The organism is Gottfriedia solisilvae (assembly GCF_002128405.1).
GTDB classification, from domain to species: domain Bacteria; phylum Bacillota; class Bacilli; order Bacillales; family Bacillaceae_G; genus Gottfriedia; species Gottfriedia solisilvae.
In genome coordinates, this window is sequence record NZ_NETJ01000001.1 from 568,083 (window position 1) to 588,613 (window position 20,531).

22 protein-coding genes are annotated in these 20,531 nt (G+C 33.3%); 7 read left to right on the forward strand and 15 right to left on the reverse strand.

The window, feature by feature from the left end; all coding sequences use genetic code 11:
• Positions 1-40: 40 nt before the first annotated feature.
• Positions 41-727, reverse strand: a complete 687-nt coding sequence (locus CAB05_RS02785) for a bifunctional 4-hydroxy-2-oxoglutarate aldolase/2-dehydro-3-deoxy-phosphogluconate aldolase (protein ID WP_087998603.1) — start codon at positions 725-727, stop codon at positions 41-43.
• Between the two features lie 179 nt (positions 728-906).
• Here CAB05_RS02785 and CAB05_RS02790 point away from each other — a divergent pair, with 179 nt between their 5' ends.
• Positions 907-1,707, forward strand: a complete 801-nt coding sequence (locus tag CAB05_RS02790; protein ID WP_235821348.1) for an IclR family transcriptional regulator — start codon at positions 907-909, stop codon at positions 1,705-1,707.
• A gap of 45 nt (positions 1,708-1,752) precedes the next feature.
• Here CAB05_RS02790 and CAB05_RS02795 read toward each other — a convergent pair whose 3' ends face one another.
• From CAB05_RS02795 to CAB05_RS02850, 12 genes are all read right to left on the reverse strand, one after another.
• On the reverse strand, positions 1,753-2,706 hold the full coding sequence (locus tag CAB05_RS02795) for a sugar kinase (RefSeq protein WP_087998287.1): 954 nt from the start codon (positions 2,704-2,706) through the stop codon (positions 1,753-1,755).
• A gap of 204 nt (positions 2,707-2,910) precedes the next feature.
• Entirely contained in the window at positions 2,911-3,903 is a 993-nt protein-coding gene (kdgT, locus tag CAB05_RS02800) for a 2-keto-3-deoxygluconate transporter (protein WP_087998288.1), read from the reverse strand.
• Positions 3,904-4,134: 231 nt separating this feature from the next.
• A complete protein-coding gene (gene kduD / locus CAB05_RS02805; RefSeq protein WP_087998289.1) occupies positions 4,135-4,911 on the reverse strand; it encodes a 2-dehydro-3-deoxy-D-gluconate 5-dehydrogenase KduD in 777 nt (258 codons plus the stop codon).
• A 106-nt stretch (positions 4,912-5,017) separates the two neighbouring features.
• Positions 5,018-5,848: a 5-dehydro-4-deoxy-D-glucuronate isomerase gene (gene kduI, locus CAB05_RS02810; protein ID WP_087998290.1), complete on the reverse strand. Its 831-nt coding sequence runs from the start codon at positions 5,846-5,848 to the stop codon at positions 5,018-5,020.
• 402 nt (positions 5,849-6,250) lie between these two features.
• Positions 6,251-8,029, reverse strand: coding sequence for an ABC transporter ATP-binding protein (locus CAB05_RS02815; RefSeq protein WP_087998291.1), 1,779 nt, complete (start codon positions 8,027-8,029; stop codon positions 6,251-6,253).
• Positions 8,030-9,781, reverse strand: coding sequence for an ABC transporter transmembrane domain-containing protein (locus tag CAB05_RS02820; protein WP_087998292.1), 1,752 nt, complete (start codon positions 9,779-9,781; stop codon positions 8,030-8,032).
• Between the two features lie 159 nt (positions 9,782-9,940).
• Positions 9,941-10,729 carry a glycoside hydrolase domain-containing protein gene (locus CAB05_RS02825; RefSeq protein WP_235821349.1) on the reverse strand — a complete coding sequence of 263 codons (789 nt, stop codon included), beginning with the start codon at positions 10,727-10,729 and terminating at the stop codon, positions 9,941-9,943.
• A 232-nt stretch (positions 10,730-10,961) separates the two neighbouring features.
• Complete coding sequence (locus CAB05_RS02830) at positions 10,962-11,177, reverse strand: YneF family protein (protein WP_087998293.1); 216 nt, start codon at positions 11,175-11,177, stop codon at positions 10,962-10,964.
• 80 nt (positions 11,178-11,257) lie between these two features.
• Entirely contained in the window at positions 11,258-11,695 is a 438-nt protein-coding gene (sirA, locus tag CAB05_RS02835) for a sporulation inhibitor of replication protein SirA (protein ID WP_087998294.1), read from the reverse strand.
• 140 nt (positions 11,696-11,835) lie between these two features.
• Positions 11,836-13,839 carry a transketolase gene (gene tkt / locus CAB05_RS02840; protein ID WP_087998295.1) on the reverse strand — a complete coding sequence of 668 codons (2,004 nt, stop codon included), beginning with the start codon at positions 13,837-13,839 and terminating at the stop codon, positions 11,836-11,838.
• A 139-nt stretch (positions 13,840-13,978) separates the two neighbouring features.
• Positions 13,979-14,218: a DUF896 domain-containing protein gene (locus tag CAB05_RS02845; protein WP_087998296.1), complete on the reverse strand. Its 240-nt coding sequence runs from the start codon at positions 14,216-14,218 to the stop codon at positions 13,979-13,981.
• Positions 14,219-14,278: 60 nt separating this feature from the next.
• Entirely contained in the window at positions 14,279-14,935 is a 657-nt protein-coding gene (locus CAB05_RS02850) for a YneB family resolvase-like protein (RefSeq protein WP_087998297.1), read from the reverse strand.
• Positions 14,936-15,075: 140 nt separating this feature from the next.
• Here CAB05_RS02850 and lexA point away from each other — a divergent pair, with 140 nt between their 5' ends.
• Together lexA and CAB05_RS02860 are read left to right on the forward strand one after the other, a co-directional pair.
• Positions 15,076-15,723 carry a transcriptional repressor LexA gene (lexA, locus tag CAB05_RS02855; RefSeq protein ID WP_087998298.1) on the forward strand — a complete coding sequence of 216 codons (648 nt, stop codon included), beginning with the start codon at positions 15,076-15,078 and terminating at the stop codon, positions 15,721-15,723.
• 94 nt (positions 15,724-15,817) lie between these two features.
• Positions 15,818-16,444, forward strand: a complete 627-nt coding sequence (locus tag CAB05_RS02860) for a GyrI-like domain-containing protein (protein WP_087998299.1) — start codon at positions 15,818-15,820, stop codon at positions 16,442-16,444.
• A gap of 85 nt (positions 16,445-16,529) precedes the next feature.
• Here CAB05_RS02860 and CAB05_RS02865 read toward each other — a convergent pair whose 3' ends face one another.
• Positions 16,530-16,970 carry a hypothetical protein gene (locus tag CAB05_RS02865; protein ID WP_087998300.1) on the reverse strand — a complete coding sequence of 147 codons (441 nt, stop codon included), beginning with the start codon at positions 16,968-16,970 and terminating at the stop codon, positions 16,530-16,532.
• A 211-nt stretch (positions 16,971-17,181) separates the two neighbouring features.
• Between CAB05_RS02865 and CAB05_RS02870 the strand changes: the two genes are divergently transcribed.
• Entirely contained in the window at positions 17,182-17,685 is a 504-nt protein-coding gene (locus tag CAB05_RS02870; RefSeq protein ID WP_087998301.1) for a GNAT family N-acetyltransferase, read from the forward strand.
• A 60-nt stretch (positions 17,686-17,745) separates the two neighbouring features.
• Here the strand turns inward: CAB05_RS02870 and CAB05_RS02875 are convergent, their stop codons facing one another.
• Positions 17,746-18,162 (reverse strand): GNAT family N-acetyltransferase, encoded by a 417-nt coding sequence (locus CAB05_RS02875; RefSeq protein ID WP_087998302.1) that lies wholly within the window; start codon positions 18,160-18,162, stop codon positions 17,746-17,748.
• 258 nt (positions 18,163-18,420) lie between these two features.
• On the opposite strand from CAB05_RS02875, the gene CAB05_RS02880 reads away from it, so the two are divergent.
• From CAB05_RS02880 to CAB05_RS02890, 3 genes are all read left to right on the forward strand, one after another.
• Positions 18,421-18,867: a hypothetical protein gene (locus CAB05_RS02880; RefSeq protein ID WP_087998303.1), complete on the forward strand. Its 447-nt coding sequence runs from the start codon at positions 18,421-18,423 to the stop codon at positions 18,865-18,867.
• A 149-nt stretch (positions 18,868-19,016) separates the two neighbouring features.
• Positions 19,017-19,349, forward strand: coding sequence for a L,D-transpeptidase (locus tag CAB05_RS02885; RefSeq protein WP_087998304.1), 333 nt, complete (start codon positions 19,017-19,019; stop codon positions 19,347-19,349).
• 244 nt (positions 19,350-19,593) lie between these two features.
• Positions 19,594-20,490 (forward strand): DMT family transporter, encoded by an 897-nt coding sequence (locus tag CAB05_RS02890; protein WP_087998305.1) that lies wholly within the window; start codon positions 19,594-19,596, stop codon positions 20,488-20,490.
• Positions 20,491-20,531: the final 41 nt, after the last annotated feature.

Here is a 20,531-nt window from a genome sequence, read left to right on the forward strand (position 1 = left end):
TTTAAAACATAGCCTGACAACTTTGCTTTTGAAAGTATCTTTATTGACCTACTCCCATACCTATTTCAATATCCGTTGTATTCTGACCTCGTGCATCTTGGACCTTCTGAACATATTGCTTGGCAATGATTGTTATTTGGTCAAAATCACCTGTCTTTGCAGGGGCAATTAAGTTTCCACCAACACCAACAGCCACACAACCGTTCTGTATCCATTCTTCAATATTCCCTAAATCTACTCCACCTGTTGGCATAATATTAACTTGTGGTAACGGGGCTTTTATCGCCTTCACGATCTCAGGTCCGAATGCATTACCAGGGAATAATTTCACAATATCTACTCCTGCTTCTAGTGCATCTTTGATTTCAGTAATCGTCATACATCCGGGCATATAAGGAATTTGATATAAATTACATAATCGAGCTGTTTGAAGATCAAATGCAGGACTAACGATGAACTGAGCACCTGCTAAAATTGCAATTCTTGCAGTAGTCGAATCAAGAACTGTACCTGCACCAATGACTACATTCGGATTATTTTCGTAAGAAGTTGCTAATTTCTTAATTACTTCATCAGCCCCTTGAACTGTAAACGTAACCTCTATTCCTTTGATTCCGCCTTCCACACAAGCATCACAGATTTTGATAGCCTCATCTTTTGAATTAGCCCTTATTACGGCTACAACCCCACATTCAGTAATTTTTGTTAATATATGTTGTTTGTTCATCATGTCCGTCACACTTCCCTATCTATTTATAGTTGATTTTAAAAGTTTACTAGTTTTGAATAAAATAAATTGAGGAAAACATGCTTACTTTATCAATACTTTCATACTGTTCTCATTCTTTTTATTCGTTTTACAAAACTTTCACCATGTCGTATCATATATTAGAACGGCGTTTCAAAATGAGACCCCATATTCAATGTAAGAAGGTGAATCCTATCTCTAATGTTCAATCACTCGAAAGAGCGTTAACTATATTAAACAAACTATCTGAGTATCCAGATGGTATATCAATTGCACGATTATCAGAGCAAGTCGGTTTAACAAAAAGTACCATACATAGACTTTTAGCTACTTTATCTAATATGAATTATGTGGTGAAAGATTTAGAAACTGATAAGTATAAACTTGGATTACAAGTTCTTTTTCTTTCTAGAAACCTATTAAACAACTCGAACATTGTGAACATAGCCAAACAATATCTAGAAAAATTATCTCAAGAAGTCAACGAAACTGTTCACTTATGTATTGAAGATAGTGGTCAAGTTATTTATATTGATAAAATTGAAAGTAACCAAACAATTCGAATGTTTTCCCGTATAGGAAGTCGGGCACCAATGTATAGTACAGCCGTGGGTAAAGTTTTGCTTTCAGATATGGACCAAAACCATTTTGAAGAAATCATTTCGAATATAGACTTTACACCTAAGACACCTACCACGATTACTTCGAAAGAAAAATTTTTAGAAGAAATAGAAATGGTAAAAATACAAGGCTATGGATTAGATAATGCTGAAAATGAAACGTTTCTTAGATGTATCGCTTTTCCAATCTTTAATCACAAAGGAAAGATCGTAGCAAGTTTTAGCGTTTCTGGTCCAACAAACCGTGTTACGATGGAATTTATAAACGAAACATTAATAGAAAAGATGAAACGTTGCTCTCTAGACATATCAAGAAACCTTGGGTACATAGGAAGTTGATTTAAAAAGAATTCTCTAAAGCCAATCTTTAGAGAATTCTTTAATTTATTTCAAAGTAGATATTTGTTTTTCCATAAATGTATTAAGTACTTCCCTACTTGGTAAACCATCATTATCTCCTGGAGACATGACAGCTAATGCACCGATTGCTGCTCCACGTCTTGCTGCTTCCTTAAGTGGAAGACCTTCTAAGATCGCACTTACTACCCCAACGGCAAAACCATCTCCAGCACCAACAGTATCGACCACTTTCTCAACAGGAAAACCTTCAGTAAAGAATTGCACTCCTTCTGAACTTGTAAATGCACCACTTGCACCAAGTTTGATCACTACTGTTTTTACACCTTTTGCATGATAGTAATCAGCTATTTCATGTACATCTTTTCTTCCAGTTAGTAATTGTCCTTCATTAACTCCAGGAAGTACAATATCAGCTAAGCAGGCTAAATCATTAATCACCTGAACCATTTCCTGTTTGTCACTCCAAAGTCCTGGTCGTAAATTAGGGTCATATGAAATTTGTACACCTTTTTTTCGAGCTTCATTCATAAGTTCGTAAACCATATCTCTACAGCTAGAGGATAGAGATGGTAGAATTCCTGTCAAATGAATATGATCATAACCAGTCCAGTCAAAATTTGAAATTTTTTCAGTTCCCATATGTGAGGCTGCAGAGTTTTTTCGAGCTGAAAACACTTCTGGATCGCCTTCTAATACTTTTTGTTTCCACTGCATACCTGTTTGGTAATCTGAAGCAAAAGTTACGTTCGATGTATCAATTCCATTGTGTTGAAGAAATTTTTCAATATATTTGCCAAATGGATCAATCCCCAATTGGGAAATATAAGTAACTTGATGTCCTAAACGAGACATTCCGATTGAGAAATTGACCTCTGCTCCTGCAACAAACCTATTAAAATGCTCAGCCTCTTCTAGAGAACCAACTCGATCCGCTACAAACAGGGCCATCGGTTCTCCACCAGTAATAATTCTGCTCATTTCAATCCTCCTTGTAAAATAACGCCTGCTATATGTAACTCTTAGTCTATAAAAGCTCTTTTCATAATCTTAGTAGAATCAAATTAGATACTTTTTAAAAATTCAGTTAATAATTGGTAGTATGCTAGTATACATGCAATGAATAGATCAATACATTATTGACTGCTAGACTAATTCAAAAAATAAACCAATTTAATATATTATTTAAATTGCAGTTGCACTGTGTTTTTTTGTTGGTGTCTGTCCATTCTTTTTACTCATAAATTGTGAAAAATAAGCTGTGAGGATAGGAACCAAAATCGATGTGACAATGATGGATGCAGCAACTAAAGCGGTTGCAGATTCTGCTACAGGAAGAAATTCCGGCTTCATTTGAGCAATGATCATTGGGTTTGCAACTGCAGCACCAGCCGTACTTGAAGCAGCAAGACCTGCTGTACCATTTCCACCACCAATATATTTATCTGCGAGCATTAATGGAATACCTGTTACAACAATTACAAGAATGCCAAGGACAATTCCTGCTACACCAGTTTTCGCAATAACGGTCAAATCGATTGAGTTCCCTAAGGCGAAACCAAAGAATGGTATCATCGTATGTGTTGCTTTACTGAAGAAATCTCGTAAATCGTGATCTAGATTACCTAGAATAAAACCAATTAAGAAAGGTAATACAGCTCCTACAAAAACATGCGGTTCAAAAGCAGCTAATCCAGTTGTACCAAGTATTAACATCGTTACAAGTGGACCTGATTCAAGTGACATTAAGACAAAAGCTCCTGCCTCTTCTTTCGTCCCATACTGCTGCATTATGGAAGCATAAAGTCCACCATTAGTCATATCCATAGCTGCAATCAAAGCAAGTACTGAAAATCCTGCAAAAAATCCAGTTTGGATACCTCCATCAGGGATAAATAAGGAAGCAACGATCGCTACAACCCATGCAACCGCTATCTTTGTTATGACAAGTGTACCCGATTTTCTTAATACCGTCCCTGTTGCTTTAATATTAATACCCGCACCCATACAGAAAAACCAAACTGCTAAAATCGGTACTGTACCGGTCATTAACCCATTTGTAAATGAACCGAAATATTCACCTGATTTTGGAGCTAGAGTGTGAATAATCGCACCTAAGAATAAAGGAACCAACATTAGCCCCCCTGGAATCTTTTCAATCGTCTTCAAGATTTTCATCATTGCACACCTTACCTTTTCTTTATATTTGGTAATTCAAGCAAAAGAAATTGACACCCGAGTTTTGTTTCGTAATAAAACCTACTAGTGTAGTTCCTTAATGAATGTAATGAAAAACATAGTTTCTTGATGCATCTTCCCAGTTATAATCGCTTAAGCAATTGGCTTCTCTTATTAGTCTTACAATCTATTAATAATAGAAATTAACTCATCCAAAGATTTTTGTTTATTTTAACGTGCTAACCATCCGCCATCGACGGCAAGTATATGTCCATTCATATAGTCTGATGCTTTACTTGCTAAGAAAACGACAACACCCATTAAATCAGAAGGTGAAGCCCATCTGCCAGCTGGAATCCGAGAGAGTATTTCTGCATTCCTTTGTTCATCAGCACGAATCGGTGCAGTATTCGCTGTTGCAATATAACCTGGAGCAATTGCATTCGTTTGAATATTATATTGTCCTAATTCATTTGCAAATGCTTTCGTAAGGCCTGCAACTCCATGTTTACTCGCAGTATATGGTGGGATAAATTTACCACCTTGGAAAGACAGCATCGAGCCGATATTAATAATTTTACCGCTTTCCTGTTTTGCCATTACTCTAGCAACCTCTTGACTTAAAAAATATACAGCATTCAAATTAATATCCATGACTGCATCCCAATCTTCTGCTTTATATTCAAGTAATGGTGTCCTGCGAATTGTTCCCGCGTTGTTTACTAGAATATCGATTTTACCGTATACTGTTAAACACTCGTCTACGATTTTTTTTATATTATCTCTAACTGTAAGGTCTACTTGAAAAAAGTGAACTTTCCTTCCAGTACCTTCAATTAGTTCTCTCGTTTCATCCCAAGAAGAATCATGTGAAACAATAAAGAGATCTGCTCCGGCCTTTGCCAGTGCAACTGCGTAGCCTTGGCCAAGACCTGTATTACCTCCAGTTACAATCGCTACCTTTTCATTTAAGGCAAAATAATCCAATGAAAAATTGTCTAAACTCATTTCAAATGCACTCCTTGTTCTCAATTTGAATTTATACTTATATTGAACTTAAAAAGTTTCATTAACTTATCAAGCTTTGTATGTAACTAGTAATCTATAAATCTAACTATCGCAACTGATCCATAGCGACCTGGTCCATGTCATTATAGGTTTTGTTTTCTCCTGCCATCGCCCAAATAAATGTATAATTACTAGTTGCAGTTCCACAATGAATGGACCACGGAGGTGAAATAACAGCCTGTTCATTTTTCATGACAATATGGCGTGTTTCTGTTGGTTCGCCCATCATATGAAACATTCTCGCATTCTCATCTAATTCAATGTATAGATACACTTCCATTCTGCGGTCATGCGTATGAGTCGGCATTGAATTCCAAACACTGCCCGTATTTAATTGTGTCATTCCCATCACAACCTGACAGCTTTGAATCCCTTCATTATGTATCATTCGGCGAATCACTCTGTCATTTGCATTTTCAAGTGACCCTAAGCGCTCACCTTCAATATCTTTAAACGCTACTTGCTGAGTTGGATACTCTTTATGAGCAGGTGCAGAGAATAAATAATATTTTGCTGGATTTTCATTAGAGTCACTCGAGAATAATAACTCTTTCTTTCCTAATCCTACATATAAGCAATCCTTATTTTCCATTTCATAAATTTCACCATCAACAATAACTTTCCCTGATCCACCCACGTTGAATATCCCAACTTCTCTTCGCTCTAAGAAGTAAGCTGCTTTGATTTGGTCATATCCTTCAAGAGAGATCATTTCATTTATTGGGGTAATTCCACCAGTAATCGTTCGGTCCTCCATCGAATATACAAGCTTGATTTCTCCAGGGACAAATAATTCTTCAATTAGATAGTGCTTTCGAATTTCTTCAGTATTAAATGTTTTCGCGTGATCCGGATGTGTTGAGTATCTTATTTCCACAATTAGCATCTCCTTTTATTTCACCCTTAAAAAAAGGTAATTCTATTAAGTGAAACAACCAAAAATAAAACGGTTACATCTTTATCAACATTTATCAAACTGTGAAAATTGAATAATTTTGTTTTTTTATTATCACACTCCAATACGTTTATGCAATGTTCCGTATCGTGGAACGGTGTTTCATAATTTAATTATATCGTTTTCAATTACAAAAATGCAAGAAAGAATATTACAAAAAAATGAATTTTTCTCCAATGCTATTATGTACATGAATCTAAATTTCTTACATTACTACATAAAAGGACCATTCACCTAACCTAAATTACTTCAAAAAAAATACACCACTTTTGAAAAGTGATGTACTTAATTCATTTCTAGCATATCTATTAAACTAGGTTACTTTTACTCTGCTAATTGAAGTGACCCTTTATTTTGCAGTAAATACATATTGTAATACAACCCTTGCTTAGCAAGAAGTTCTTGATGGTTTCCTGATTCTACTATTCTTCCTTTATGGAGTACATAAATACAATCAACATCTTGGATCGTAGATAAACGGTGAGCAATTATGACTGTCGTTCTTCCTTTTCTCATTGCTGTTAATGCAGTTTGGATGGCTTCTTCCGTTTCACTATCAATATTTGCTGTTGCTTCATCAAGAATTAAAATAGTTGGTTTCGCCGCTATCGTTCTTGCAAAAGTAATTAACTGTCTCTGACCACTAGATAAGGTTGAACCTCGCTCGACTACTGCCTCATCATATCCATTTGGTAATTTTTCAATAAATTCATTTGCTCTTACTAATTCCGCTGCTTCCTTCATATCCATTTCGCTAATGGTGTCATTATACATTGAAATATTCCCTTTAATATCTCCTACGAATAAGTAAGGGTCTTGCAAAACTAATCCGATATTAGAACGTAATTCACTTTCTTGAAAAGTAGATAGTTTTTGAGCGTCGATTCTTATTTCTCCATTTTTCACATCATAAAAGCGTAATAATAAGTTCATGATAGTCGATTTACCACTTCCAGTATGCCCTACAAAAGCAACTGATTGCCCTGGTAAAACAGAAAAAGACAAATCATGAATGACATTATGCACACCATCATATGCAAAAGAAACATTCCTAAAATCAATACTACCTTCTACGATTTTCGGTGAATTCGAACCTTCTTGTACAGGGGCTTTTTGCTCTTCATCCATTAAATCAAACACCCTTGCAGAAGAAACAACTGCTTGTTGCAGTAATGAAAGTTTCATCATCATTTGTGTTATTGGTTCAAAAAATCTTTCTAAATAACTAACAAATGCATAAACAGTTCCAATTTCAACAGGATTACTAAATGAAGCAACTCCAAAAAAGCTTAAAACAAACATAATACCGATCGTGTAAATTAAATCAGTTGCTGGTCTTAAAAATAATGAATCTAGTCTGATTGTTTTAACGCCTGCTTGGTAATGTGACTCGTTTACATGTTCAAATTCACTTTGAAGACGCTTTTGTTGATTAAATGCTTGAATGATAGACATACCTTGCAAATGCTCATTCAGTTTTGCATTTAAATTACTTAATTGTCCTCTTGTTTCCATAAAAAATGGAAAACTCTTCTTACGATATGTGAGAATGACAAAATACACAATAAACACTAAACCTAAACAAATTGAAGCAAGTTTTACATCCAAACTATACATCGCAATAATAATACCGACTAAAAAGACGATTTGCTGAATAAATGTTGCTAAAACACTTACGTAAAAATCCTTGATTGCTTCTGTATCATTCGTAATTCTAGAGACTATGCTTCCAATTGGTGTTTTATCAAAGAATGAAAAGGCTAACGAGTGAACATGTTCATAAACTTTCATACGAATATCTTGAACTACTTTAAAAGCAATTTGTTGAAACATTAATAATTGAAGATAAGATAAAACAATTTTTCCAATCATTAATACAACATACACAGAGAACAGCATAAGAATGGTATCTTTTGGAAAGTACTGTTTCATTAAATGATCATCTAAAAATCTCTTCACTAATATTGGCCCGTACATTTCACAAGCAGTTGCAAGGAATAAAAATACAAATGCGAAGAAAAGTAGAACTTTATATTTTTTTAAAAATGAAAGTAAACGAAATAAGTCTTTCTTTTGCCTTGAAATATCTAATTCTTGTTCCATTTATCTCCCTCCTTGCTGAACAAGTTCTTCTAATTGCTGTCTTTCAAACATTTCCTTATACCAACCATCTATTTGAACTAATTCCTCATGTTTACCACGCTGAATGATTTTACCTTCATCTAGTACAATAATTAAATCACTATGCATTACAGCACTCATACGATGAGAAGTAATAAAGGTTGTTTTCCCATCACGCTCATCTTTTAATGAACGAAGTATCTTCTCTTCTGTTTTTGCATCTACTGCCGATAAACAATCATCCAAAATTAAAATGTTTGGATTTTTAATTAATGATCGAGCAATTGAAATTCTTTGTTTCTGTCCGCCAGAAAGAGAAACACCTCGTTCTCCAACCACTGTTTGATAACCTTCTGTAAAATCTAATATATCATTGTGGATATTTGCTATTTCAGAAGCTTTATAAACATCTTCATCTGTTGCATTTGTGAAACTAAAAGCAATATTTTCTTTCACGGTACTTGAGAATAAAAAATGCTCCTGAGGTACATATCCGATATGCTCTCTTAATGCATGTAAGCTCACATTTTTAATATTCATATCCCCAACAGAAATTCTTCCTTGATTGACATCATATTCTCTTAACAATAATTTTAATAATGTCGTCTTTCCTTGCCCTGTCTTTCCAACAATACCAATCGTTTGACCTTCTTTTACACGAAAATGAATATCACTTAACTTAAAATTGGATTCCTCATTATATGTAAATGAATCGATTGCATAGTGTATTTCACCCATCGCAAGTTTTTGTAACGCTTGGTCGGAATCTTTAATCTCAGCTTCAATACTTAATAAAGAGCGAATACGATCATAAGAAGCTCTCCCTCGTTCAACAATATTGAATAACCAACCTATTGCAAGCATAGGCCAAATTAAAATTCCTAAATATGTAACAAAAGTGATTAATTGTCCAATTGTAATGTCATCTGAAATGACTAATCTTGAACCATAAACAATCGAAATTAAGTATGAAATTGAAACAACAAGCATAATTGTCGGATCAAATAAGGCATCAATTCTTGCAACCTTCATATTGTTTTTAACAACTACGTCGGCTTGATTTTTAAAAGCACCAATATCTTCTTTTGCTTGCCCTAAACTTCTGATTACTTTTAAACCACTCATGCTTTCTTGTACTTTATTATTTAATTCAGAAAAAGCTTCTTGCGCTAAATGAAATCGTTGATGTAATAGTTTTCCATAGTATTGCGTTAAAATGGCCATGATTGGTAGTGGTAATAAACTAATTAAAGTAAGTTTCCAACTAATTGATACTGCCATCATGACTAACACAGATCCACCTAGTATAATCGAGTCAACAAAAGTTAAAATACCCGCACCGGCCGTTTCTCGAACAGCTTGAACATCATTAGTCGCATGGGCCATTAAATCTCCAATACGATTTTTTTGATAAAAAGTTGGCGACATTTTTGTAAAGTGATGATATAAATTATCTCTAAGTTGTTTTGCTAATTTTAATGAAGAGCCAAAAATTAATCTTCTCCACAAAAATCGAAATAAATATAGTAGTAGTCCATTTAGGAAAATTAATCCTACCCAGAAGAATAATGTCTTGCCACTAAGTGATTTTTTTATCATTTCGTCGATAACAAAACCAATGACTTTCGGAGGTAAAAGCTCTAATAATGCAACAATAATTAGTAGCGATATACCCCAGATATAACTTCTTTTTTCTTGTTTAAAAAACCATAGTAAATCTTTAAAGACTGACATTTCCTCACCCCCGTAATTAACACATAGTTTGATTTTAACAAATATTATGAATACTTTACAGTTAAGGGTCAATTATAACATAAAAAAAATTGTTCAAAGAAAGATTTTAAAAATGCACAAACAGTTCACTGCTTGTGCATTTATCAAGAGATAGATAATCTACCATAGATATTTGATTAGTTCACCTTTAAATAAATTTGTATCAATATTACAATCAGTTGCATCTAATCCATATTGCCAACCATAAATTTTAGCCTCACTTGGTCCACCAGCTGAAAATTCTGGTGCTTTTGTTTTTGAAGTTACACCTCGTTGTGGAAATGCAGTCCAGAGAATCGTTTCTTTACTTAATCTGCTATTATCTTTTGCAGCTAGTTTATATGCTTTCGATAAACCTTGCCCATTATCAAACACACCATAGAGGCCTGATACATATCCCATCTTTTTCATCTCATCGTAATACCCTTTTATAAACTCAGCATCGACTTCATAAGTTGGTTCAATGTCTGCAAATATTGCTGTTCCTTTTGGTACATCTAAATTCTTTGCTAGCTTCACACCGACTTGTGCCTGCTTTACACCGTTTTTGTACCCTGTTGCTGACACAAATTGATTATTGATTAATAAGATTTTTATTTTCTTTGAATGTAATAAAGCTGCTTCTTTTTTAGTAATTCCTTTAGAAACGTCTTCTTTCGTGCCAAGATATCTACCCCAAACCTCAGGTGTTCCAAACTCTTTTTTCACACAAGTTAAAAATTGGTTAGTTGTATTTGAAGCAGAGTCAACTCCCCAATAAAAAGATTTAGTAGAAGGACCTTTTTGCTCCTGCTTTTCATGTTTTCGAGACGAATCTTCTTTACTGCTCATTACTCCGAAGATTATAGAAAACAATAATACAACTGATATGAGAATAAAAATGATTGGTTTCCAATTCAAGCTACACACTCCCTTTTCGAAACATCTTATTCAAGAGAGAAAAGGAATGATTGTGCTCTGGAAAATGAAGTAGAAAATGACATTTAAAAAACAACTAAAAAAACCACTCTCCATTGGATCATTACCAATGAAAAGTGGTTTTGGATTAGTTGTTTGATTGATGAGATATTATTGCAATTTTGATCATGTCTAACAAGAAGAATGTTCTCAATTCTAGCAATAAGATCTAAATCTAGACTAATTACTTTTGGTTGTTCATAGCCTTCATCATTTGATTAATTTTCTTTTGTGAAGGTTTTTGACCCATTTGTGCCATCATAACTTTTAACATTTGTTCATTAATTGGTGGATTTTTCTTTAAATAGTTCATTGTATATTGACGAGCTATGAAAAATCCAATCGCTACACCAGCAACTAATGCTAGTACTCCGACTAGAATATATAACCACATATTTATTGCTTCCTCCTTAAAATCATCTAGAACAATTTTACTAAAACAAACCTATTAATACAAGAGCATTATGCATTTTTATCTTATTAAATATACTTTTGGTACGCAATTGGTCTTAGCCAGCCAAATCTTTCATCCTTTACATCTATTGCAATAAACGTAGAGCGAAATTTCCTTAAGAGTTCAAAGAAGATCGTTTCAGCATCTAAGCTGCCATTTGCATACAAAATTAATTCACCTGGATTCATTTTTAGCTGCGCTTTGGCACCGTCAGCTAGTTCTAGAAGATACTCTCCGGTTTCTTCATGAAAGTAGATTTGATAAGGATTATTTTTGCGAATAAATGTGTGTAGCTCAAATAAAGGTATTGGTTCTGTAATATATTGTAATTGTTTTTCAATTATTTTTCTCAATTCTTTTGACGAGTAGTAATATTCGTTCACTAGTTGATATATTTTATGCTCTCTTCCATAAAATTCTATAGAAAGTGGTTCACTTATTAAATATATTTTATATTCTCTCATAACTTGTCCACTCCTAACAACTATCTGTAAGGAAATTATATAGAATTTCACCTAAAATATTTGTCTTTTTAAGGAATAGAATATCAACTAGTTTTGTCGAATATTATTTTTTCGTTTACATTTTTAATTTATTTGACCTATTAGCCTAAAACTTTTTTGGCAGCTTCAACAACATGATCAACAGTGAAGCCAAATTTCTCCATTAATAATCCACCTGGAGCTGAAGCACCGAAAGTATCGATTGCAAGTACTTCTCCTTCGAATCCAACATATTTATGCCATCCAAATGAAGAACCCATTTCAACAGCGATACGTTTAGTCACTTCTTTAGGAAGAACTGATTGTTTGTATTCTTCAGATTGTTTCTCAAATAAATCCATTGAAGGCATTGATACAACTGAAGCTGAAATACCTTGAGCTGCTAATTTTTCTTGTGCACCTACAGCTAATTGCACTTCACTACCTGCACCAATTAAAATTACATCAACTTTATCTTGCTTAGCTGGTGAAATTACATAAGCACCTTTAGATACTTTCTCGTACACATCAGATGTCGTACCTTCTAAAACAGGTAAATCTTGACGAGATAGAACTAACATAGTTGGTGTATCTTTTGCCTCTACAGCAATTTTCCAAGCAGCTGAACTTTCGTTTCCATCTGCTGGACGAATTACATTAATGTTTGGCATTGATCTAAATGAAGCTAATTGCTCTACTGGCTCATGAGTTGGTCCATCTTCACCAACAGCAATACTGTCATGAGTAAATACATAAGTTACAGGTAAGTTCATTAAAGCAGCAAGACGAATTGCTGGTTTTAAGTAATCAGAGAATACAAAGAAAGTAGCTCCAAATACGTTTAGTCCACCATGAAGCGCCATTCCGTTTAATGCAGCTCCCATTGCAAATTCACGTACACCAAACCAAATATTACGTCCATCATAGCTTTCTCTAGTAAAGTCACCTTTACCGTTCATATATGTTTTATTAGAACCAGCTAAGTCCGCTGAACCACCAAAGAAGCTTGGTAATACGTTCGCGATTGCATTGATTGCTTCACCTGATGAAGAACGAGTCGCAATTTTCTTACCTAATTCATATTTTGGAAGTGCATCTTCTAAATTAGTTGAAATATTACCTTCAATTGCATTCTTTAATTGAGCTGCAAGTTCTGGATATTTTTCTTCATATTTAGCAAATGTAGCATTCCATTCTGCTTCTTTTTTCGCACCAGCTTCAACAATTACATCATTAAAGTGAGCATAAACTTCTTCTGGTACATGGAATGCATTTTCATATCCCCATGCATAAGCTTGCTTTGTTAAAAGTGTTTCTTCTTTACCTAGTGGCTCACCGTGAGATTTAGATTTACCCGATTTATTAGGAGAACCATAACCGATCGTCGTTTTTACTTCAATTAAAGTTGGACGAGATAATTCTTGCTGTGCTTTTTGAACAGCAGCGTTAATTTCATCTAAATTATTTCCATCTTCTACACGAATAACTTGCCAGCCATATGCTTTATAACGATCTTCAACACTTTCAGAGAAAGAGCGATTTAACTCACCATCTAAAGAAATATCGTTTGAATCGTAAAGAACGACTAATCTTCCTAATCCTAAGTGTCCAGCTAATGAAGCTGCTTCAGCTGAAACACCTTCCATTAAATCTCCATCACCACAAATTGTATATGTAAAATGATCTACAACATTTAAATCTTCTTTATTATATGTACCAGCTAAATGACGTTCTGCTAATGCAATACCAACTGCCATTGAAATACCTTGTCCTAGTGGTCCAGTTGTTGCTTCTACTCCATGTGTATGACCAAATTCTGGATGACCTGGCGTGTTACTACCCCACTGACGGAAGTTTTTAATATCTTCGATAGTAACTTCATATCCTGATAAATGAAGCATGCTATATAGTAACATTGAACCGTGACCTGCTGATAACACAAATCGGTCTCTGTTAAACCATTTTGCATTTTTTGGATTGTGATTCATAAACTTTGCAAATAATGCATATGCCATTGGTGCTGCACCCATAGGCATTCCAGGGTGACCTGAGTTTGATTTTTCGATCGCATCAATTGATAAAGTACGAATCGTATTAATTGCTAATTGTTCAATATTATTAGACATAAATTTCGCTCCTTTAGCTTATTCATAAATATTATCATATAGTTTCGTATGATTTATTACAATATCTATCACTTAGTTTTAACAATTTTTAGAACTTCTTGTCATAAAATAGAAAAAAAGCAGAAATAAATATTTCCGCTTAGTGTAAATTTCTTTTTCGAATTGCTTTTGCAATTTTTAACTTTGCAGGTGTAATATCGTTACCTTTCTCGTCTACTATTTTAATAGAAGTTAATTCATCTACCATACGAGAACGAAAATCAGCTAAATATTCTTTTCTTAATTTTTCTTGCTCTATTTTTTCATCCGGAGTTAATCCTTCAGCTTTAGACTTTTTTGATAATTCATTGATCCTATTTAAAGTTTTAGGTGAAACCATCTTACCTTCTCCTCTCATTGAATGATACGATTCAATTATCATATCTTACATTAAAATTGCTTAGCTTTCAATCTTTGAGATTTCACCAATGTACTCATTATATCTTCTATTAACAGTTGCTTTAGAAACATCATAGCCAAATCCTCTTAAAGTAGCTGCAATTTCCTCAAATGTTAGATTATTTTGACGTAAACGAACGATTTCAGTAATTGGCAATTCTTTCTTCTCTCGTCCCCCACCATTTATGCTACCCTCTAGGTTTCTTTCGGGTTTATAACCATTTTCAACAGCTTTTCTCATACCTCGTTTTATTTTCATATTATGTATTTTTCTTTGATATTCTTCTACAATACTTAAAATCTCAAGTACCATTTCATCACTTTCACTTAATTGAAATTCACCATTTTGAGATGATGTAAAAAGCTTGATCCCCTCTTTTTTTAAGAAGTGCAATATGGCTATTCTAGCATGTCCACGGCCAAGACGAGTTTCATCTTGAATTAATAAAGCTTCTACTTTATTTTCTTTAATGGACTCAAATAATTCTATTAAACCATCTCTTTCCACAACATAACCGCTTGCTTGTTCGCTTATTGTTTTAAGAATACACATTCCCATCCGCTCACTTAGTTCAGACAGCTCAACTACTTGTCTTTGCAGTGATGTTTCTTGTGAATCCTTAGCTGTACTTACTCTTGCATAGATAATTGCATTCATTAGTTGATACCCCCATACGAACATGAAAACTACTTTCCGAAAAAAACGAACTAACGTTTGTATATATTATCCTATCATGATATAATTAAAAAAATAAAGAGGAACGTATTATCTACTTTACAGGTAAGGGGGAAATTTACGTGAATAAGTTATCTAAAAGACAAGCTGAAATTCTAGCGTATATTAAGGATGAAGTAAAAGTTAAAGGTTATCCGCCTTCAGTTCGAGAAATTGCTGAAGCTGTTGGACTAGCTTCTAGTTCTACTGTTCATGGACATTTAGAAAGATTAGAACAAAAGGGATTTATTCGCCGAGATCCAACTAAGCCACGTGCTATTGAAATTCTTGGAGATAGTAACCCTGTTGTAAATGAAGCTCAAGCTGTTTACAGTGAAATATACAGTGACATCATGAATATTCCTGTGATTGGGAAAGTTACTGCCGGTATCCCTATTACTGCAGTTGAGAATGTTGAAGAGTATTTTCCTTTACCAACTAGTGTTGCACCTGCAAATGAACAAGTATTTATGCTTCGAGTTGAAGGTGACAGTATGATGAATGCAGGAATTTTAAATGGTGATCTAGTAATTGTTAAAAAACAATTTACTGCTGAAAATGGAGAAATTGTTGTAGCTATGACCGAAGATAGTGAGGCAACGGTTAAACGTTTCTATAAAGAAAGTGATCATTTCAGACTACAACCAGAAAACGACGCTCTACTACCAATCTTACTAAAACAAGTTTCTATTTTAGGTAAAGTTATTGGCGTATACCGTACATATCATTAATGAATTTGGAGGCAATGACATAATATGTGATTGCCTTTTTATTATCTTTACATCTTTCACATAGATACGAATTTTTCATAGTAAGGGGTTAATCATGAGTAAGTTTGAATGGAGAAAACATTTAAAAGATATTTATCTACCAAAAAATAATCCTGAAGTTATTGATCTACCAGCAATGAAATATTTCACAATTAATGGAACAGGTAATCCGAATTCTGAACAGTTCACAAAGTGTATTGAAGCTTTGTATTCATTGTCTTATGCTGTAAGAATGATGCCCAAAAAAGGTATTACGCCTAATGGTTTTTATGAATATACTGTATTTCCATTGGAAGGATTCTGGGATTTAGATGAAGAAGGAAGAAAATTGGATTATTTAAATAAAGACCATCTCGTCTACAAATTAATGATCAGACAACCAGATTTTGTAACACAAGAAGTTTTTGAGATTGCCGTAAATAGTGTTAAAGAAAAAAAGTCCCAACTTGAGATGGATAAAGTAGGTTTTGAAACAATAACAGAAGGTCTATGTGTCCAAGCGATGCATAATGGAAGTTATGATCTTGAACCGGCTACTTTTGCTTTAATGGAACAATTTTGTTCTCAAAACAACTTAGAAAGACTTGAAAAAACACATAAAGAAATCTATATTTCGGACGCTCGAAAAACACCTTCAGAAAAACTAAAAACAGTTTTAAGGTTTAACGTAAAGAAACTTTAAACTTAATCAAAAAAACAAAGAGCTTGGCAATCCATGCTCTTTGTTTTTTTGTCAGTTTTTTAAATTTAACTTTTAACTCCCCTAACTAATACTCCTTTTTTGATACATTTTTTTCTAAATCTTCACGGAAAGCTACTGCTAAATAATTATCAATGATATTTCTTGTAATTGAAGATTGAAACACCTGAGAATTATAAACACCATCTTTATATTCAATTATATCAATCGTTTTTTCTATATTCTCATTCGTAATTTCATCATAATACTTAACTAGAACTTCAATTAATGGTTCATCAATTTTAATTTCCAGCTCTCTATTGAAAAATACTACTTTTGTATACGCATATTCATCAATCAGTATATCTAACTCACCATTTGCTGCTTCTATTTCTTTCTTTAAGGACTCTTTCAAATCAGTAAAATATGATTCGAATTTATTACACAGTTTACTATAGGCATGATTCTCTGATACTGTCTCTTTATAAATTTCTTTTGTTTTTAAAATGAATTCCTTTTTAAAATCCATAACCTAGCCCTCTCCTCCCCAAATATGATTGGAGTTTTTATACATTCTATTCATTTCACATAGATTAATAGAATAAAAGCAATAAAAGTTTTCTAAAACTTTCATTTATTTATTAATCTTATTGTTTCAAATAATAGGAGTTGTGACATGTTTAGAAGAATTATTAAAAGGAATACATTAATTTCAATAATAAGTGAAGGGATCTATAGTGATGACTGTACTTTATGAAACGAAACGATTAATGCTACGAATATTTGAAGATGAACATCTTGAAGCAACGAAATTCTTTTGGGGTGATGAAGATGTTATGGCCCTTTGCAGTGGTGCTACGACTGAGGAATTATTATCTCAAATCATAGTCGGATATCGTAAATGCCACGAAAAGACAGGTTTATCGGTTTATGCTGTGGAAGAAAAGAAATCAGGCAGTATTATTGGTGCTGCAGGATTTAATATTTCTGGGAATATGGAAACTGTAGAATTAATTTACCATTTTAATAAAAACTCATGGGGACAAGGATATGCAACCGAAGCTGTTAAAGCTTGTCTAGACCTTGCTAAACATCACGGTAGCGTCAAACTGATTACCGCTTCTGCTGACGTTAAAAATATTGGCTCCTTAAAGATCCTTAAAAATGTAGGTTTTATTGATAAAGGAACAAAATATTTTGAAGACTCGCATCAAGATGAACCTTATTTTGAATTCACTATTTGAGATTTAAAAGAAAATAAGTATTCTTACAAACCTACTTATTTTCTTTTTTAAACTTATTCATTAAATAAATTTTACGTAGATAATTTCTGGATCATCTTCATCTAAATTGTTAATAATTCCACTCTCTACATAACTTAGCGTTTTAAATACTTCTTGCATGGGCTGATTTGATTGATTTGTAGATGAAAATATTTTACTAGTTTGACAGTTTTCTTCTATATATCTTAACAAGCTCTTTGCAACTCCATTACGTCTCTTCCTTGGACTCACAATAACTAACTCAACAAAAAATTGGCCAAAAAAGTGATGATGATAGATAAGGAATCCAAAGATCCTTTCATCAATACAACATACTACGCATCTATTATGTATTATTGAATTTCTAATCTCAGCTTCCCTACAATTGCTTTTTATGACTTCTTCTTCAATAAACATGATTTCTTTTAAATCAAGTATTGTAGCTAGTCTAATTTCCATTCAATTCATATCCTTTTTGTTTTTTTTCATTTCATGATTTTGCTTATACTCTACTGCTCTATTAAATTTCTAAATAGAATAAGTCATTTTATTAGAAAAGTGTATATTTACCCTATTGGTAAGTACTCCAATGAAATCTTAAGGCAATCCCTGAATATTACTAAACTCGGAAAATACCTTCCCTTTATGAATACTCATCTCCAAAGTTTAAATATATACAAAAAAGGTAAAGATAAAATAAAAAGGAAATGAGAACGTATGGCATTAAATTGGATCGTTGGATTTGTAATTCCATGGATTATTTTTATATTTCATCTAAACCTTAAAGATAAAACTCTTTTAGTTCTCATCGCTCCATTTGGAACTTTTCTTGCATATACAATTAATGATATTGGAATCTATTTTGAACTTTGGAAAGTACAGCCATTTGATCACCCATTATCCGAGATGCCTTTTAATATTGGACTCTATCCTGTTTTTGGATGCTATTTAATTTACTTTATAAAGAAATACAAACATCCTTATGTATTTATTATCGTACTGTCATTACTTACAACAGGTCTAGAATACGGCTACCTGATTGCGGAAAATGTAAATTACGGAAATGGATGGAGTATATATTGGACGATTTTGTCCTACGTAATTCCTTTTACAATCGCCTATTGGTTTTATCTTTATTTGAAAAAGTTAAATATCACGAACTAACAAATTCTACTATTGTTACTATAATACATCAAAAGTCTACATTCGAAGTAGGCTTTTTGTTTTGCCTATATATTAATGATACTCCATTTTCACATGTGAACACTTGCCTAATCGACTTCATATACTAATGAAAAATGGAGCTGATCAATTTGGGCATTTGGATTCATATATCTACGTCTCGACATCAACTAAAACTTTTTGATGGTAGTCAACTAATAAAAACATACCCGATTGGCGTTGGTAAAATGGTGACACCTACTCCAGCTGGCACATATACAATCATCAATAAGGACCCAAATCCAGGAGGACCTTTTGGGGTATTATGGATGGGGCTTTCAAGACCACATTACGGCATCCATGGAACAAATGATCCCGCTTCAATTGGTCATGATGTTTCTCATGGTTGTATAAGAATGCAAAATCGTGATGTTTTGGATTTATCATCCAGAGTTTCAATCGGAACTGGTGTCGTCATTCAATGATGATTTCAATCATAGATTATATAACAAGTATTGTTTAAACAAAGTTCCCTATTACTAAAACAGTATTAGGGTTTTTTTGTACATTATTACATAAAAAGCATTTACATCCATGCAATAAAAAAATAAAGATGATCGTCGTACTAATTTACAATACTAATAAATCCAATACTTTTTTAAATTCTATAAATATTCTATACTAATTTAATAGTAAACTTGTAAACGAACACTAATTGGGGGGAAACGTTTGAAATCACCACTTATATCATATGCCTTTTTATTTTTTGCTGTATTTGCACTATCTACTTCTGCAATCTTTGTGAAATTAGCAGATGCACCAGCCTCGATTACCGCATTTTATCGGATGCTTTTTGCAGCAATGATTCTATTACCTTTTTTAATAGGAAGCAAAAAGAACCAACAGGAATTGAAATCCTTGTCAAAAAAACAATGGGGTCTCGGGTTATTATCAGGATTATTTTTAGCCACTCATTATGCATTATGGTTTGAATCACTACATTACACTTCTGTAGCAAGTTCGACCGTTATTGTAACTTTACAGCCACTTTTTTCAATGGTTGGTGGCTATTTTTTATTTAAGGAACGCTTTAGTTTTGGAGCTATAATCGGATGTGTTGTTGCAATTGCCGGAAGTATTGTTATTGGATGGCAAGATTTTCAGATTAGTGGCCAAGCTTTGTTAGGTGATATTTTAGCTTTTATTGCTGCTGGTGTCATTACTGCTTATTTCTTTGTTGGTCAACATTTTCGTAAGACACTTTCACTTGTACCATATTCAATTATTGGTTATGCAAGTAGCGCTTTATTCTTATGTATTTATGCAATTTCACTCAATGAGCCCTTCTTCAATTACTCAAAACAAACATGGTGGTCATTTGTCGGTATCGCATTTATTGCCACAATCTTAGGTCAAACCATTTTTAATTGGCTTTTAAAATGGTTAAGTACTACTGTAATCTCAATGAGTATTTTAGGGGAGACAATCGGAACATGTATCCTGGCTTACTTTATTTTGGATGAAATCATTTCCTTACAGCAAGGAATTGGAATCTCTATTATTTTAATTGGTCTAGCTATTTTTCTACTCAAACAAAGAAAAATAGAATCAAAGGAAGTAACTTAATTTATGTACATAAAAAAACCGCTGATTACATTTTAAAAATG